The sequence below is a fragment of the Streptomyces lydicamycinicus genome (genome assembly GCF_000829715.2).
Taxonomy (GTDB): Bacteria; Actinomycetota; Actinomycetes; order Streptomycetales; family Streptomycetaceae; genus Streptomyces; species Streptomyces lydicamycinicus.
On record NZ_BBNO01000002.1, the window covers coordinates 64,464 to 80,379 of the forward strand.

The window sequence follows — 15,916 nt, forward strand, 5'->3', positions numbered from 1 at the left end:
TGACGGGCTCCTGGTGCACGGACATCTCCGGTGCCGGAGCGGCGTCCGGGTGGGGGCCCGGCTCGGGGGGCGGGCTCAGGGGCGAGGCGGTCATCGGTCGCCTTCCTCGGGGCCGTGGCCGGGGGCGTCGGGGTCCGGGCCGGAGGGGTCGGGGGCGCCCGGGGCGGTGCCGGGGCCGTCGCCGGAGTCGGCGAGCACTTCGAGCAGGTCCTCGGCCAGCTCCGGCTTCAGCAGACCGTGGACCAGCGCCCGGTCCGCGGTCGTACGGGCCATCGCGAGATACCCGGCGACGCTCTGCGGCGCGTGCCGGCGCAGCTCGGCGATATGGGCGGCGACGGTCCCGGCGTCCCCCCGGGCGACCGGGCCGGTCAGCGCCGCGTCACCGGACCGGAGCGCGTTGTCCAGGGCGGCGCCGAGCAGCGATCCCAGCATCCGGTCCGGGGCCTGCACCCCGGCCTGGTGGAGCAGTTCCATCGACTGGGCAACGAGCGTGACCAGGTGATTCGCGCCGATGGCCAGCGCTGCGTGGTAGAGCGGACGGGCGGATTCCGCGATCCACTCGGGTTCCCCGCCCATCTCGATGACCAGCGCCTCGGCGGCCATCCGCAGCTCGTCGGGCGAGGTCACCCCGAACGAGCAGCCGGCCAGCCGCTGGACGTCCACGGAGGTGCCGGTGAAAGTCATGGCCGGGTGCAGGGCGAGCGGCAGGGCGCCGGCGCGGGTGGCCGGGTCCAGGACCGCCGTTCCGAACCGCCCCGAGGTGTGCACCAGCAGCTGGCCGGGCCGTACGGCACCGGTCTCGGCGAGGCCGCTCACCAGGCCGGCCAGGGCGTCGTCGGGGACGGTCAGCAGGACCAGGTCGGCGCGGGCGAGGACCTCGGCCGGGGGGACCAGCGGAACGTCGGGCAGCAGCTCGGCGGCGCGGCGTACGGAGGCGTCGGACACGCCCGAGACGGCAACCGGGTGGTGCCCCGCGAGCTGAAGCGCAGCGGCCAGGGCGGGCCCGACACGGCCCGCGCCGACGACCCCGACGGTCAGCCGGGCGGGGCGGTCCTGGGCCTCGAGGGGTGGGAGTGCATTCACGCGGCGATGGCCTTCCGTTCCAGTCCGCGGGGGGTACCGGACGATTCATCGCCATGCTACGCGAGTGTTTCCGGTGACTTTCAGAGCTCTACGGAAGGTGAGACCGGGGTCTCTTCCGGGAGTTATCCACAGGGGTCGCGGCGTCGCGCGGGGCTGGGCGACCATCGATGCGACGGCGCGCGAAGGCGCGGGGCAAGGGCAGGACCGGGGGTGCGAGGCGGATGAGGGAAGCAGGCGGGCGCGGCACGGATGAGGGCTCGCGGGGGGCTTCGGGCGGGGCGCCGGGCGGGACACCGAGCGGGGCTTTGAGCGGGGTCGCGCGGGAGGAGTCGGGCGGGGGCTCGGAGGGCGGCGGGGTCGGTGCGCCCGGCGGCGCCGCGGCAGGGGGCGCTGCGGCGGGCGGCGCCGCGGCCGGGGCGGGTGGCGCTCGCGTGGGGCCGGAGCGGTTGCGAGCGGCGTTCCGCGGCGCGCGGCGGGTGCTGCCGGCCGGCGGCAGGGAGACGGTCCGCGAGCGGCTGGACCGCCTGGTGGCCGCGGCCCCGGCCGCCTACGACCTGGACGACTGGACGGACCTCTACGGCAACGACGACGGCATCATCGGCGAGCTGGAGCGCCGGACCGCCGGCGCCCTGGGCACCGAGGCCGCCGTCTTCTTCCCGACCGGCACGATGGCCCAGCAGGTGGCGCTGCGCTGCTGGGCGGGGCGTACGGGCAATGCGACGGTCGCCGGCCATCCGCTGTCGCACATGGAGGTGCATGAGGGCGATGCCTGGGCGGTGGTCAGCGGGTTGCGTATGGTGCATCCGACCCACGCGCCGCGGGCGCCGACCGCCGCGGAGATCTACGACCTGCCGGAGCCTTTCGGGGCCCTCGCCCTCGAACTTCCGCTGCGGGACGCCGGCTTCGTGCTGCCGACCTGGGACGAGCTGACCGCGACGGTGCAGGCCGCACGGGACCGTGAGGCGGTGGTGCACTTCGACGGGGCCCGCCTGTGGGAGTGCGGCCCGCACTTCGGCCGCCCGCTCCCGGAGATCGCGGCCCTCGCGGACAGTGTGTACGTCTCCTTCTACAAGTCGCTGGACGGCATCTCGGGTGCCGCGCTCGCGGGCACCGAGGACTTCGCCGAGGAGGCGCGGGCCTGGCGGCACCGGTACGGCGGCCGGCTGTACCAGCAGTGGCCGGCCGCGCTGGCCGCCCTGGCCGGGCTGGACCGTGAGCTGCCGCGGCTGCCCGAGTACGTGGCCCACGCGAAGGTGGTGGCCCGCGCGCTGGGCGAAGGCCTGGCCGAGGCCGGTGTGCCGTGGTTCCGGGTGCACCCCGGGGTGCCACACACCCACCAGTTCCAGCTGTGGCTGCCGCACCCGCCCGACCTGCTGAACGAGGCCGTCGTGCAGCAGGCGGAGCACACCGGAACAGCGCTGTTCCGGCACTGGGACGAGCCCGGGCCGGCCGGCCCGCCCGGGGTGGCGATGACGGAACTCATGGTCGGCGCCGGTGCCCTGGACTGGACGGACAACGACATCCGGTCGGCGACCGGGGAGTTCGTGGACTTCGTGCGGCGCGCGGGAGGGGGTGAGGCGGGCGGGCGTGACAAGGGCTGAGGTGGGTGGGCGCGGCAAGGGGTGAGGTGGGCATCAGGAACCGAGGCGAGGCGTCAGGAGCTGAGGCGGGCGGGCGCGCCGTCCCGGGCTCCGGCGGCGCCGGTCTCCCGGCGGAGCAGGGCCGTGGCGGCTGAGCGTACGGCACGGCGGATGCGGGACGGCAGGCGGTCGACGGGGGCCGTGACGACGGCTCGGAAGTGGTGCCACTGCTGGATCTCGCGGGCGGTGCGGACCGCGTGGGTGCCCGGGGCGGGCGGTGCGGCTTCGCCTCGCTGGGCGGCGCGATAGAGGTCGAGGAGGTGCTGCTGACCGGCGTTCATGTGCCTCACTGTGCGGCGGTCCGGCCGCTCGGGGCGCGTCGATTGACGAGAGCCGTCAATCGGCGTCCGCGCAGGTGGGAGCCTCGCGCATGATGGGCGCATGGCCAACGTCATCGACATCACCGGGCTGCCGCCGGAGCGCGTCGTCTTCACCCCGTCCCCCTTGGCGGAGCTGGGCGCCGCACTGCATGCGCTGTCCGAGCCGGGCCACCACCCCGGGCTGCACGGCTGGGTCACCGCCACCAACGCGGCGCTGAAGACCGACCTCGCCGACCGGCTGTGCGAGGCGGACATCCTGTGGCGGTCCTCCCGTTCCGACATCCTGCTGCCGGCCCGCCCCGGGGCGACGCTGGCCGAGGACCTGGACGAGCTGGACAAGATCGACGACGAGCGGTTCGTGGCCGCCGCTTTCGAGATCACCTGCTCCCCGCGCTACACCCGCCCCACCCCGTCACCCCTGGTCGACGCGGGCGAGCGGGCGCGCATACGAGAGATGGCCGCCGCGCGCGGCCCCCGGCAGGCGGCCTTCACCGACCGGATGCTCACCGACCCCGACGGCCTGCGGGTATGGCTGCGCCGCCTGTTCGAGGACTGCGAGGAGGCGTTCTTCGGGGACATCTGGCGACGGGTGGGCATCCAACTGGCGGCCGATGCCCGGCACAAGACCGAGTTGCTGCGCCGCAAGGGCCTGGCCGAGACGCTCCGTGCGACCTCACGGGCACTGTGGCTGGAGGGCGCGCACGACGGCGGCGGCAGCGCCAGCACCCGCATCGTCCTCGACAAGCTGGCCCAGGGGCGTACGACGGCCTTCGCGGACCCCGCGGATCCGGGCGTCACCTTCCTGCCGACGTCGTTCGGCTGGCCGCATCTGGTGTTCGCCCATGCCCAGGGCTGGCGCCCGGTGCTCCAGTACCCCGTCGCGAGCCCGGAGTTGCCGGCGCCGGCCGCGCTGGAACTCGTCCAGCAGCGGCTGGAGGCGCTGGGCCACCCGATGCGGATGCAGCTGTGCCGGACGCTGTCGCGGGGGCCGCATTCGACGGGGGAGCTGGCGGAGGCGTTCGGCATCACCTCGCCGGAGGTCTCCCGGCATATCGCGACGCTGAAGAAGGCCGGGCTGATCCAGACCCGGCGCCGCGGGCGCTATGTGCTGCACCAACTGGACCTCCAGGTGGTGGCCCGCCTGGGCAGCGACTTCCTTGAGGGTGTGCTCCGCTGAGCACGAGGGCCTGGGGCGGACACGCCCTAGCCGGCTCCGGCTCCGGTGCCACGCCCAACTGGCACCGCGCCGCCGGGGCCCCTACCGCCCCTGGCCACTCGACGCCGGCCCAATGACGTCAGCCCCTAGAAGCGGGCCCCTAGCTCCCCGTCCCCCCGGCCCGCACCAATCCCGTCTCATAGGCGAGCACCACCGCCTGGACCCGGTCGCGGAGGCTCAGCTTGGTGAGGATGCGGCCGACATGGGTCTTGACCGTGGCCTCGGAGAGCACCAGACGGGCCGCGATCTCGCCGTTGGACAGGCCCTGGGCGACCAGTAGCAGTACCTCCCGCTCGCGATCCGTCAGCCGGTCCAGTTCGGGGCGGGACGGTTCGCCGGAGGTGGCGGGCAGCATCGGCGTGAAGCGGTCCAGGAGCCGGCGGGTGGTGGACGGCGCGACGACCGCGTCGCCGCTCTCCACCGCCCGGATCGCGGCGAGCAGTTCGCTCGGCGGCACATCCTTGAGCATGAAGCCGCTGGCCCCGGCCTTCAGCGCGGAGAAGGCGTACTCGTCCAGGTCGAAGGTGGTCAGGATGAGCACCTTCGGGGCGTCCTTCTTCTGCCCGCCCTCGCAGATCCGGCGGGTGGTCTCCACCCCGTCCAGATGCGGCATGCGGACGTCCATGAGGATCACATCGACCTGGGCGCCGCGCAGCACCTCCAGGGCCTCCACACCGTTGCCCGCCTCCGCGACGACCTCCATGTCGGGCTGTGCGGCCAGCACCATCCGGAAACCGGTGCGCAGCAGCACCTGGTCGTCGACGAGCATCACGCGGATGGTCATGTGCAAGGGTCCCTTCGGACAGGAGTGGGGCTGAGGGTACGGGGTGGGTGCGAGTGGCGGGTGCGTCGGTGGTCCGCACCCAAGGACGCCGTCCCGGCCGGACCGGTTGGCATCCTCACCGGGCCGATTTCAGCGGGAGCACGGCGCTGACCCGGAAGCCGCCGCCCGGCCGGGGCCCCGCGGTCAGGGTGCCGCCGACCATGCCGACCCGCTCGCGCATCCCGATGAGGCCGTGGCCGAGGCCGTCCGCCCCGCCCTCCTCGTAGAGCTCGCGCTGCGCGCCGCGCCCGTCGTCCTCGACGAGCAGATCGAGATCGTCGTCCCGGTAGGAGAGCCGGACGGTCGCGCCGACATGGGGGCCACCGTGTTTGCGGGTGTTGGTGAGCGCTTCCTGGACGATGCGGTACACGGTCAGTTCGACACTGCTGGGCACCTCGCGGGGTTCGCCCTCCCGCCGGAAGTCGACCGGCAGTCCCGCGCTGCGCACCTGGTCGATGAGGTCGGTGAGCTGCTCGACGCCCGGCTGGGGGACGTATTCGCCGCTCTCGGGCTGCTCGCCGGTGCGGAGGACGCCCAGCAGGCGGCGCATTTCGGCCAGTGCCTGGCGGCCCGTGCCGGAGATCGTCTCCAGGGCCTGGCGGGTCTGTTCGGGCGCGGTGTCGAGCACATAGGCGGCGCCGTCGGCCTGGACGACCATCACCGAGACGTTGTGGGCGACGACATCGTGCAGTTCGCGGGCGATACGGGCGCGCTCGGCGGCGACCGCGATCCGGGCCTGTGCCTCGCGCTCCTTCTCCAGCCGGGCGGCCCGCTCCTCCAGCTGGGCCCAGTAAGCGCGGCGGGTGCGCATGGAGTCGCCGAGCACCCAGGCCAGCACGAAGGGCACGGTGAGCAGCACGGTGACGAACAGGCTCATCCCCACGCCCGCCCGGCCGTAGGCGCTTTCGCCGAAGCGCCAGAAGGAGAGGGCGGGACCGAAGACGGCGCCGACGAGCGCACAGCGGGAGGCCCAGCGGGGGACGGTGGGCTCGGACGCGACGGTGTAGGTGATCACGAACATCGCGGCGTCGCCGGGGATGGTCTCGATCCCGAAGACCAGTTGGCCGACGCCGATGGCGGCGGTCAGCAGCAGCATCTGCACGGGGGCCTTGCGGCGCAGCGCGACGACGAGGCTCAGGCCGGCCGTGAAGACCGCGAGAAAGAAATCCAGGCCGCCGAACCACAGGCTGGTGAACCCGAACAGGAGCACGGCCCAGAAGGTGTCCACCCCTGTCGGGTGCCTGCGGAGGAAGTCGTAAAGGCGCTGCACGTAACCCAGCGTAGGCACCGTGAATACGTGTACGAGTCAACCGCACGAGCGATCCTGGGCGCCGGGCCTACTCCCCAAGGTGGAGGCCCTCTGCACCAAATGTGGCGGACCTCTGGACGGACGGCACCTCGTGCCGCCGGTCCGGCCGGCGCCCGCCCGTACCGTGGGGCAGATGACGAACGAGTGGTGCGGGTGGCGCGAGGCCACGGAGCGGGCGCTGTACGGCCCGGAGAACGGCTTCTACACCCGGCCCGGCGGCCCCGGCCCGGCCGGCCACTTCCGGACCTCCGTGCATGCCTCCCCGCTCTACGCGGGCGCCGTCGCCACGCTCCTGTGCCGCGTCGACACCGCGCTCGGCCGGCCGGACGAGCTGGCGCTGGTCGACGTGGGCGCGGGGCGCGGCGAGCTGCTCACGGGCGTGCTGGCCGCGCTGCCCGCGGAGGTGTCCGCACGGGTGCGCCCGTACGCCGTCGAGCGCGCCGCGCGCCCCCAGGGGCTCGATCCGCGGATCGACTGGCGGGGCGAGCTGCCCGCGCCGGGCTCGGTCAGCGGGCTGCTGTTCGCGAACGAATGGCTCGACAATGTGCCGGTCGACGTCGTCGAGACGGATGAGGACGGTGTGCCGCGCCGGGTGCTCGTCCGCGCCGACGGCACGGAGCGGCTGGGCGAGCCGGTGGACGGCGCGGACGCGGACTGGCTCCGCCGCTGGTGGGCCCCGCCCCTGACTGCCGACGCCACCGGAGGCGGCTCCCCCGGACTGCGCGCCGAGATCGGCCGCCCCCGGGACGAGGCCTGGGCACGGGCCGTCCGTACGCTGCGCGCCGGGCTGGCCGTCGCCGCCGACTACGCGCACGAACGGAGCGGCCGTCCGCTGTTCGGCACGCTCACCGGTTTCCGCGACGGCCGCGAGGTGCCGCCCGTACCGGACGGCAGCTGCGACATCACGGCACATGTGGCGCTGGACGCCTGCGCCGGGCCGTCGGCGGAGCGGCTGACCCAGCGCGCGGCGCTGCACGCCCTGGGGGTGACCGGCCGGCGCCCGCCGCTGACCCTGGCCGCCGACGACCCGGCGGGCTACCTGCGGGCGCTCAGCACGGCCGGCGCGGCGGGGGAGCTGACCGACCCGGCGGGCCTGGGCGGTTTCGGCTGGCTCATGGAGCCGGTGGGCGGGGAATGTGCGGGGCTGCTCAAGGGGTGGGACGCCTGAGGGCCAGGGCTTCTGCCCGGCGGGGGTGCTGCAAGACTGTTCCCATGACGGAGACGACGGTCGGCATCGGCGGCGCGGCGGAGAGCACCGACATGGTGCTGAACATCGGCCCGCAGCATCCCTCGACGCATGGCGTGCTGCGGCTGCGCCTCGTCCTGGACGGCGAGCGCATCCAGCACGCCGAGCCGGTGATCGGCTATATGCACCGCGGCGCCGAGAAGCTCTTCGAGGCGCGCGACTACCGCCAGATCATCATGCTCGCCAACCGGCACGACTGGCTGTCGGCGTTCTCCAACGAGCTGGGCGTGGTGATGGCCGTCGAGCGGATGCTGGGCATGGAGGTGCCCGAGCGTGCCGTCTGGACGCGGACCCTGCTCGCCGAGCTGAACCGCGTGCTGAACCATCTGATGTTCCTCGGCTCGTACCCCCTGGAGCTGGGCGGCATCACCCCCGTCTTCCACGCCTTCCGGGAGCGGGAGGAGCTCCAGGCCGTCATGGAGGAGATCTCCGGCGGCCGGATGCACTACATGTTCAACCGCGTCGGCGGCCTCAAGGAGGACCTGCCGGCCGGCTGGCTCGGCCGGGTCCGGCAGGCGGTGGCCGATGTGCGCTCCCGTATGGACGTCTACGACAACCTGGTCCTGGGCAACGAGATCTTCCGCGGCCGCACCCGCGGCGTCGGTGTGCTCGCGCCGGAGACGGTGCATGCGTACGGGGTCTCCGGGCCGATCGCCCGCGCCTCCGGTGTCGACTTCGACCTGCGGCGCGACGAGCCGTATCTGGCATACGGGGAGCTCGGGTCCACGCTCGACGTCGTCACCCGGCAAGAGGGCGACTGCCTGGCCCGCTTCGAGTGCCTGCTGGCGCAGAGCCACAATGCGCTCGATCTGGCCGACGCCTGCCTGGACCGCCTCGCGGAGCTGCCGCCGGGCCCGGTCAACCAGCGGCTCCCCAAGGTCCTGAAGGCCCCCGAGGGCGCGACCTACGCCTGGACCGAGAACCCCCTCGGCATCAACGGCTACTACCTCGTCTCCAAGGGCGACAAGACCCCCTACCGCCTCAAGCTGCGCTCGGCGTCCTTCAACAACATCCAGGCCCTGGTGGAACTCCTCCCGGGCACCCTGGTCGCCGACATGGTCGCCATCCTCGGCTCGCTGTTCTTCGTGGTCGGGGATATCGACAAGTAGGGGCCCGCTCGCACGCGCCCCCGTCCACACCCTGTGGACAGCGAGCCGCCGCCATCCCACGCGGAAGGCCGCCCCCCGGAAACAGTCCGGCCCCGGAGCTGAGGAACGCTCCGGGGCCGGTTCGCCGTGCGGTCGACCGTGCGGTCGGGTCAGGAGATGGCGGTGCGCAGGGGGGCGAGGTCGAGTTGTTCGGTTTCGTCGTGGGCGGTCAGGTCGATGACCTCGCCGCTGCCGGTGGTCGTCGCCCCGTCGGTCTGCGTGTCCTCGGCCGCGGCGGGCTCCGCCGGCTGCGTACGGGCCGACTGTTCGGCGAGGGCCTCTTCTCCGACGACATCCGCCAGATCCTCCTCCAGCGGGGCGGCCGGCTGCCGGGGGCCGGTCGCGTTGCCGAAGAAGTCGAAGCCGCCCGTCGCACGGGACGCGGCGGGGCGGGACGGGGCGATGGCGGCGGCGGTGGCCGGCACCGGGCGGAGCGCGGGTCCGGCGGCGGTGGCCGTACGGGCGGAGTCGGCCTCGCCCGTGCGCTGTGCGGCTGCCGCCGGGGCCTTCCCCCGGCCCTTCTCACCGTCCTGGCCGCCCTGGGCTTCGCGGGCCGCGGGCGGTCCGGAGCGGGCGGCCCCGTCGGCCCCGGCACCGTTCTTCGACAGCTGCGCGGCCTTCTGGGCGGCGCGCTGCCGGGCGGCGTTGCGCGCCAGCCGGCGCAGCGCCTGGTCGGCCTGCACGAAGGTGGCGGGGGCCGGGCGGTCGGGGTTCGTGGCGGGCGCGCGCCGGGCCGGCACGGTGGTCGCCCCTGGGCGCGGCGCTCCGCCCTGCGCGGGGCCTTCGCCCTTGTCCGAGCGCAGGGGGGAACTGGGGTGCGGGGTCGCGAGCTTGGGGGACGCGTGCAGCGCCAGGGAGAGGCCGGCGACGGCCGGCAGCGCCTTGGCGGGGGCGGCGGCCTCGATGGCGAGCAGCCGACGGCCCTCCAGGGCGCTGGCCCGCTCGGTCTCGGCGGTGGCGTACCGGCGGAGCAGATCGGCGTGTTCGCTGCGCAGCCGGGCCAACTCCGCGCGCTTGGAGCGCAGTTTGGCCTCCAGGCCGGCCCGGATCTCGCGGGTTTCCTCGACGTCCGTTTCGAGTTCGGCTATCCGCTCCTCGGTACGCCACTCGTCGCGCACCCGGGCGCGGTTGAGTTCGGCGACCTGCCGGCCGGCCTTACGGTCCCAGGTCCGCAGAAGGACGGCGCCGGTCAGTGCGGCGGCGGCCGCGCCCGCGGCGAGCACCCGTTGCACCAGATCGTCGCCGACAAACCACGCGCCCGCGGCGCAGGCGATTGACGCACCGGCGACCGTCGCGGGAGGAAGCAGCCGGTGGAGGGGTGGGGATTGGCGGTGGCGTCCTCGTGGCATGGCCAGAAACTTACCGTGCGTGCGGGACCTGTGGGGCCCCGCACGCCGATCCGTTTCCCGCTGGTTACTTCTTGACCAGATTCTTGGACTCCACATAAGCCTGTGCGACATCCGCGGGCTTGAGTCGTTCGGCATCGACCTTGCGGTTCAAGTTGATCAGGTCTTCGGTCGTGAGCGTACGGGTGAGCTTCCCGAGGGCGGCGGCTATCTCCTTGTCTCCCGCGCTCTTGGCATTCACCACCGGCAGCACATTGTCGGCGTTCTGAAGCTTCTTGTCGTCCTTCAGAAGCACCAGGCCGAAGGTGTCGAGCGTGGCGTCCGTGGTCGTGGTGAGCACCAGTTGGTCGGTGCCGTCCTTGACCGCCTGCTTGGCCTGCGGGGTCCCGACGCCCTTGGGATCCAGCTCCCTGATGTCGATGCCGTACGTCTTCTCCAGGCCCGGCTTGCAGAACACCCGGGTCTCGCACTCCTCCCCCGCGGCGAGCTTCACCTTCTGCTTCGATTTACCGAGGTCGGAGAGGGTCTTCAGGGTGTTCTCGGTGGCGAATTCCTTACTCACCGCGAACGCGTTCTGGTCCGTCGCACCGCCGGCCGGCAGGACCTTGAGCCCGCGCGATGAGGCGAGCTTCTCCAGGGCCGTCACCGTCTTGTCGATGTCACTGGAGGCGACGGGCTTCGCCTTGCTGCCGTTCTCCTTCGCGTTGAGGAATTCGGCGAGGGTGGAGGCGTATTCCGGAACGACATCGATCTGGCCCTTCTCCAGAGCCGGTTCATACAGCTCGCGATTGGCCAGGGTCTGCACCCGCGTGCGGTATCCGGCATCGGCCAGGACTCTGGAATAGATCTCGGCGAGCACCTTCGACTCGGTGAAACCGGCCGAGCCGATGACGAGCTCGCCCTTGCCACCGCCCTTCCCGCCGCCGCCCTTCTCCTCCAGGCTCTGGCCTCCGCACGCGGCCAGGCCGGCCGCCAGGGTGATCACTGCGCCCGCGGCCACCGCGGTGCGCGCCACACGCGACGTGCTGCTCATGGATGCCACCATTCAGTCCGTTCGGATCAGGTCCGGTCGAAGTCGTGCCGGATCAGGGTCGGGTCGTCGCCTTGGGGGTGGTTGCCGAGGTCGGTGCGCCGGAGGCCGGTGGGCCGGAGGCCGGTGCGCCAGGGGCCCTGCCCGGGCCCGCGCCCTTGGTGAGGTGCGAAGCCGTACGCGCGGCACGCCGCCGCCCCCGCATCGGGTCGAGGAGCCGCTCCGCCAGGACGAGGAGGCCCTCCACGGCCAGGGCCAGTACGGCCACCAGCACCGCGCCCGCGACCACTTGCGCGGTGTCGTAGTTGCCGAAGCCGGCGGTGATGATCCGGCCCAGCCCTCCGCCGCCGGCCAGCGCGGCCAGCGTCGCGGTCGCGATCACCTGCACCGTGGCCGACCGCAGACCGGTCATGATCAGCGGATAGGCGAGCGGTATCTCGACCCGCAGCAGCAGCTGCGGCCCCGACATGCCCATCCCACGCGCCGCCTCGACCACATCGCGGTCCGCCTCCCGCATGCCCAGATAGGCGTTGGTCAGCAGCGGCGGCACCGCGAAGAGCACCAGCGCGATGACCGTGGGCCATTCGCCCTGCCGGCCCAGCGGACTGAGCGTCAGCAGCACCAGGACCGCGAAGGTCGGTACCGCGCGCCCCACATTGGAGAGATTGACCGCCAGCGCCCCGCCCTTGCCGAGGTGCCCCAGCCAGAGCGCCACCGGCAGGGCTATCAGACAGGAGAGGACCAGGCACAGCCCGCTGAGCCAGAGATGCTCGGCGAGCCGGTGCCACACCCCCTTCTCCCCGGCCCAGTTGGCGGCCGTCGACAGCCACTGCCACGCGCCCGTGATCGCGCCCATCGCTCAGCCCACCGCCTTCGCCGTACGGGCGCCGCGCCGCGCACCGGCCTTCGCCCGCCCCTGCACCCGCGTCCAGGGCGTCAGCAGCCGCTGGAGCCCCAACAGCAGCAGATCGGCGAGCAGCGCCAGCAGCACGCACAGCACCGAGGCCGTCAGCACCTCCGCCTTGAAGAAGCCCGCCATGCCGTCGGCTATCAGATTGCCCAGGCCCCCGTAGCCGACGACGGAGCCGATGGTCGTCATCGCCACCGTCGAGACCGTGGCGATCCGCAGTCCGGCCACCAACGCGGGCAGGGCGAGCGGGAGTTCGACCTCGTACAGCAGCCGCGCCGGGCCGTAACCCATCCCCCGGGCGGCCTCCCGGACCTCGGCGGGCACGGCCTGAAGACCGGCGAGGATGTTGCGCACCAGGATCGTCAGCGAATACAGCACCAGGCCCGTCACGACCACGGCCGCCGAGACTCCGAAGACCGGGGTCAGCAGCGCGAACATCGCCAGCGAGGGGACGGTGTAGAGGACCGTCGTCAGCCCCAGGACCGGTCCGGCGGCGCCCCGCCACCGGCGGGCCACCAGCGCCAGCGGAAAGGCGACCAGCAGGCCGAGCACCACGGACACGGCCGTGATGCCGAGATGCTGGACCGTCGCGTCCACCAATTCCTGGCTGCGGGTGCGCAGATACTCACCGCAGATCCAGTCGTTCGCCTCCAGGCAGCTCGGCCCGGCAGCACCACCACGCATGGCGCGTCACCTCCCCCGCCCCGGTCGCTCACCGATCCGGTGACTGTCTGCGACCCTAACCCCGACCACTGACAACCGGTCCGCTCCCGCTGCTCACCGGCCGCTTCGCCATGCACCCGCAACACCGCGTTCACGACCGCCCGGCCACAATGGCCGTACACCACTGGGGGGATGCATGATCCGCTTCGAGCACGTCACCAAGAGTTATCCCGACGGCACCACGGCCGTGGACGACCTCTCGTTCGAGGTCGCCGAGGGCGAACTGGTCACGCTCGTCGGGCCTTCGGGCTGCGGCAAGACCACGACGATGAAGATGGTCAACCGGCTCATCGAGCCCACCAGCGGCCGCATCCTCCTCGACGGCGAGGACATATCCGCCCTGGACCCCGTCCAGCTGCGGCGCCGTATCGGCTACGTCATCCAACAGGTCGGCCTGTTCCCCCACAAGACCGTCCTGGACAACACCGCCACCGTCCCGCACCTCCTCGGCCGGCCGCGCAGGGAGGCCCGGGCGCGCGCCGCCGAACTCCTGGATCTGGTCGGCCTGGACCCGGCCACCTACGGCGACCGCTACCCCGAGCAGCTCTCCGGCGGGCAGCGCCAGCGCGTCGGGGTGGCCCGTGCGCTCGCCGCCGATCCGCCCGTCCTGCTGATGGACGAGCCGTTCGGCGCGGTCGACCCGGTCGTGCGCGAGCACCTCCAGAACGAGTTCCTGCGGCTTCAGTCCACGCTCCGCAAGACGGTCCTCTTCGTCACCCACGACCTTGAGGAGGCGGTCCGGCTCGGTGACCGGATCGCCGTCTACGGGGCGGGGCGCATCGAGCAGTTCGACACCCCGGCGACGGTGCTGGGCGCCCCCGCGACCCCGTACACCGCCGAGTTCGTCGGCGCCGACCGGGGGCTGAAGCGGCTCTCCGTCACGCCCGTCGAGCCCGGCGACCTGGAACGGCCCCCGGTCGTCCGCCTCGACGACCCCGCGGACCGCGCCGCCGGGCGGCTCGCCGCCGACGGTGCCTCCTGGGCGGTCGTCCTGGACGCCGACGGGGCGCCGCACGGCTGGGTCCCGGCCGCGGCGCTCACCAGCGCCACCACGGCGTCGGCGGACGGAGCCGGGCCGGACCTCGGGAAGCCCGCTCCACGGGGCGCCACCGTCCGCGAGCACGCCCGGCGGATGGACGCCCGGCTCCCGCTCGGCGCCCCGCTCAGGCAGGCGCTGAGCACGATGCTTCAGCATGACGCGGGCTGGGTCGCGGTCCAGGACGGCGACCGTTTCCTGGGGGTCCTCACCCCCGCGCGGCTGCACACCGCGCTGCGCCGTGCCACCACGGCGGACGCCGCGCAGGTCCCGCGCGGCGAGGTCTCACTCGATACGGTCCCGGGCCCCGGTGTCCCGGCCCCGGGCTCGGCCGGCTGATCGGCACGGCGGCCGCTGCGGCGCCCGGCCCGCCCCGGTGCAGCAGGACCGCGCCTCCGGGCCCGGGCCGTGCCTCCCCGGGCTCAGACCACGCCTCCCCGGGCCCACCGCGGCGTCACAGCGCCGCGTCGACCCCGCCGTTCCCGTTGCCGTCGTCCTCGGGCAGCTTGCACACCCGCTCCAGGAAGATCGCCGCGGCGACCACCGCGGCCCCGGCGAGCACCGACAGCGCGGCGTAGATCGCCTGGTCGCGGCGCGGTGCGACATCGAGACCGGAGGTCAGCAGAAAGACGCCGACACCGGCGTACAGCCCCGCGACCAGCGCCGCCACCAGCGCGCTGGCCTGCCCGAAGACCACCGCACGGGCGGCCACCAGCGGCTCGACGCCCTTGGCGTCCGGCCGCCGCTCGCGCTGGGCGCGCAGCCGCGAGCGGAACGAGAACGCGGTGGCGGCGAGCACCGCGGCGATCAGTGCCAGCACGATCGGGGCGGCGACGGGAACGCTGGGCAGGGTGCCGAACGAGTCCCACAGCCGGGCGCCGCCCCAGGCCAGCACCCCGGCCGCCAGAAACAGCCCGACCAGCACCTTGATGTGTAGCTGCTTCACCGAGCGATCGCCCCTCGCGCCGTCATGACCTTCCTTGCCGTCACGGCCGTCCTTGTCGTCCTGGCCGTCTCGTCCGGTCCGTACGGATGCATCCCGCAGGGAGCCGACCCGCAACCATAACGACTACTCCGGCAGCCGCAGTTCCAGGTCCGCCCGCGGTTCGACACCGTCGCGGCCCACCGCGGACAGCAGTTCGGCCACCGCGCCGCGGCCGGGGACCACGGCCTCCGGGTCGATGTCATGCCACGGCACCAGCACGAACGCCCGCTCATGGGCGCGCGGGTGCGGCAGCGTCAGCCGCGGGTCGTCGGAGACCACGTCCTGATACGCCAGGATGTCGACGTCGATGGTGCGCGGGCCCCAGCGCTCGTCGCGGACCCGCTCGAACGCCTCCTCGATCGCCTGCCCGCGCTCCAGGAGGGAGGACGGCGGCAGCGTCGTCTTGATCAGCACCACGGCGTTGAAGTACGAGGGCTGGGAGCCGGGGTCCACGCCCCACGGCACGGTCTCGTAGACCGGGGAGACCGCCTTGACCCGCAGCCCGGGGGTGTCCTCCAGCGCGTCGACGGCACCCTGGAGGATCTCCAGGCGGTTGCCGAGATTGCTGCCGAGGGAGATCACGGCGCGTTTGGGGTTGGAGAGCGTCACATCGGCGGCGTCCACCTGCTCCACTACGGAGGCGGGCACCGGCTGCACGGTCGGATCGCCCATACCGGGATGCCCGGCGGCGGCCCCGTGCGGAGTGGTGGTCGGGTGGCGGGTGGGCTTCATACTCGGCTCCGAGTGATGGTGATGGTCACGTCGTCGAAGGGGACGGTGATCGGCGCGTCCGGCTTGTGCACCACCACCTCCACCTCCTGCACGCCCTCGTGCTTGAGGCACTGCTCGGCGATGCGCTCAGCCAGGGTCTCGATGAGGTCGACGGGCTCGCCCTGGACGACGGCCACCACCTCCTCGGCCACGACGCCGTAGTGGACGGTCTTCGCGAGATCGTCGCTCGCCGCGGCCTGGCGGGTGTCCAGACCGAGCACCACGTCGACGATGAAGGTCTGGCCTTCCTCGCGCTCCCGGGGAAACACCCCGTGGTGGCCCCGGGCCTTCAGCCCACGCAGCGCGACACGATCCACGCGAATCACTCCC

16 protein-coding genes are annotated in these 15,916 nt (G+C 73.2%); 5 read left to right on the plus strand and 11 right to left on the minus strand.

Going from position 1 to position 15,916, the window contains the following annotated elements:
* Nucleotides 1-90 precede the first annotated feature (90 nt).
* Nucleotides 91-1,083 carry a Rossmann-like and DUF2520 domain-containing protein gene (locus TU31_RS05705; RefSeq protein ID WP_042150278.1) on the minus strand — a complete coding sequence of 331 codons (993 nt, stop codon included), beginning with the start codon at nucleotides 1,081-1,083 and terminating at the stop codon, nucleotides 91-93.
* A gap of 446 nt (nucleotides 1,084-1,529) precedes the next feature.
* Between TU31_RS05705 and TU31_RS05710 the strand changes: the two genes are divergently transcribed.
* A complete protein-coding gene (locus TU31_RS05710; protein ID WP_042150283.1) occupies nucleotides 1,530-2,684 on the plus strand; it encodes a threonine aldolase family protein in 1,155 nt (384 codons plus the stop codon).
* A 53-nt stretch (nucleotides 2,685-2,737) separates the two neighbouring features.
* Here TU31_RS05710 and TU31_RS05715 read toward each other — a convergent pair whose 3' ends face one another.
* Nucleotides 2,738-3,004: a hypothetical protein gene (locus TU31_RS05715; protein ID WP_042150286.1), complete on the minus strand. Its 267-nt coding sequence runs from the start codon at nucleotides 3,002-3,004 to the stop codon at nucleotides 2,738-2,740.
* Between the two features lie 100 nt (nucleotides 3,005-3,104).
* On the opposite strand from TU31_RS05715, the gene TU31_RS05720 reads away from it, so the two are divergent.
* Entirely contained in the window at nucleotides 3,105-4,220 is a 1,116-nt protein-coding gene (locus TU31_RS05720) for a DUF5937 family protein (protein WP_042150289.1), read from the plus strand.
* Between the two features lie 139 nt (nucleotides 4,221-4,359).
* On the opposite strand, the gene TU31_RS05725 is transcribed toward TU31_RS05720, so the two are convergent.
* Both TU31_RS05725 and TU31_RS05730 read right to left on the minus strand, forming a co-directional pair.
* On the minus strand, nucleotides 4,360-5,043 hold the full coding sequence (locus TU31_RS05725) for a response regulator (protein ID WP_042150292.1): 684 nt from the start codon (nucleotides 5,041-5,043) through the stop codon (nucleotides 4,360-4,362).
* A gap of 115 nt (nucleotides 5,044-5,158) precedes the next feature.
* Entirely contained in the window at nucleotides 5,159-6,352 is a 1,194-nt protein-coding gene (locus TU31_RS05730; RefSeq protein ID WP_042151674.1) for a sensor histidine kinase, read from the minus strand.
* 172 nt (nucleotides 6,353-6,524) lie between these two features.
* On the opposite strand from TU31_RS05730, the gene TU31_RS05735 reads away from it, so the two are divergent.
* Both TU31_RS05735 and TU31_RS05740 read left to right on the plus strand, forming a co-directional pair.
* Nucleotides 6,525-7,559: an SAM-dependent methyltransferase gene (locus TU31_RS05735; RefSeq protein ID WP_042151675.1), complete on the plus strand. Its 1,035-nt coding sequence runs from the start codon at nucleotides 6,525-6,527 to the stop codon at nucleotides 7,557-7,559.
* A gap of 44 nt (nucleotides 7,560-7,603) precedes the next feature.
* On the plus strand, nucleotides 7,604-8,746 hold the full coding sequence (locus tag TU31_RS05740; RefSeq protein ID WP_042150295.1) for an NADH-quinone oxidoreductase subunit D: 1,143 nt from the start codon (nucleotides 7,604-7,606) through the stop codon (nucleotides 8,744-8,746).
* A gap of 149 nt (nucleotides 8,747-8,895) precedes the next feature.
* Here TU31_RS05740 and TU31_RS05745 read toward each other — a convergent pair whose 3' ends face one another.
* From TU31_RS05745 to TU31_RS05760, 4 genes are all read right to left on the minus strand, one after another.
* Nucleotides 8,896-10,134 carry a hypothetical protein gene (locus tag TU31_RS05745; protein ID WP_245698432.1) on the minus strand — a complete coding sequence of 413 codons (1,239 nt, stop codon included), beginning with the start codon at nucleotides 10,132-10,134 and terminating at the stop codon, nucleotides 8,896-8,898.
* 64 nt (nucleotides 10,135-10,198) lie between these two features.
* The gene (locus TU31_RS05750) at nucleotides 10,199-11,164 is read right to left on the minus strand and encodes an ABC transporter substrate-binding protein (RefSeq protein ID WP_042150299.1); all 966 of its coding nucleotides are present in this window, start codon (nucleotides 11,162-11,164) and stop codon (nucleotides 10,199-10,201) included.
* Between the two features lie 52 nt (nucleotides 11,165-11,216).
* Nucleotides 11,217-12,017, minus strand: coding sequence for an ABC transporter permease (locus TU31_RS05755; protein WP_042150302.1), 801 nt, complete (start codon nucleotides 12,015-12,017; stop codon nucleotides 11,217-11,219).
* Between the two features lie 3 nt (nucleotides 12,018-12,020).
* Complete coding sequence (locus TU31_RS05760) at nucleotides 12,021-12,755, minus strand: ABC transporter permease (protein WP_042150305.1); 735 nt, start codon at nucleotides 12,753-12,755, stop codon at nucleotides 12,021-12,023.
* A gap of 175 nt (nucleotides 12,756-12,930) precedes the next feature.
* On the opposite strand from TU31_RS05760, the gene TU31_RS05765 reads away from it, so the two are divergent.
* A complete protein-coding gene (locus TU31_RS05765) occupies nucleotides 12,931-14,169 on the plus strand; it encodes an ABC transporter ATP-binding protein (RefSeq protein ID WP_042150309.1) in 1,239 nt (412 codons plus the stop codon).
* Between the two features lie 115 nt (nucleotides 14,170-14,284).
* Here TU31_RS05765 and TU31_RS05770 read toward each other — a convergent pair whose 3' ends face one another.
* The 3 genes from TU31_RS05770 to folB all read right to left on the minus strand — a co-directional run bounded on the left by TU31_RS05770 (nucleotide 14,285) and on the right by folB (nucleotide 15,903).
* Nucleotides 14,285-14,776 (minus strand): DUF3180 domain-containing protein, encoded by a 492-nt coding sequence (locus TU31_RS05770; RefSeq protein ID WP_042151678.1) that lies wholly within the window; start codon nucleotides 14,774-14,776, stop codon nucleotides 14,285-14,287.
* Between the two features lie 123 nt (nucleotides 14,777-14,899).
* Nucleotides 14,900-15,547 (minus strand): 2-amino-4-hydroxy-6-hydroxymethyldihydropteridine diphosphokinase, encoded by a 648-nt coding sequence (folK, locus tag TU31_RS05775; RefSeq protein WP_370682704.1) that lies wholly within the window; start codon nucleotides 15,545-15,547, stop codon nucleotides 14,900-14,902.
* The gene (gene folB / locus TU31_RS05780; protein WP_042150312.1) at nucleotides 15,544-15,903 is read right to left on the minus strand and encodes a dihydroneopterin aldolase; all 360 of its coding nucleotides are present in this window, start codon (nucleotides 15,901-15,903) and stop codon (nucleotides 15,544-15,546) included. The genes folK and folB overlap by 4 nt, the downstream gene beginning before the upstream one ends.
* Nucleotides 15,904-15,916: the final 13 nt, after the last annotated feature.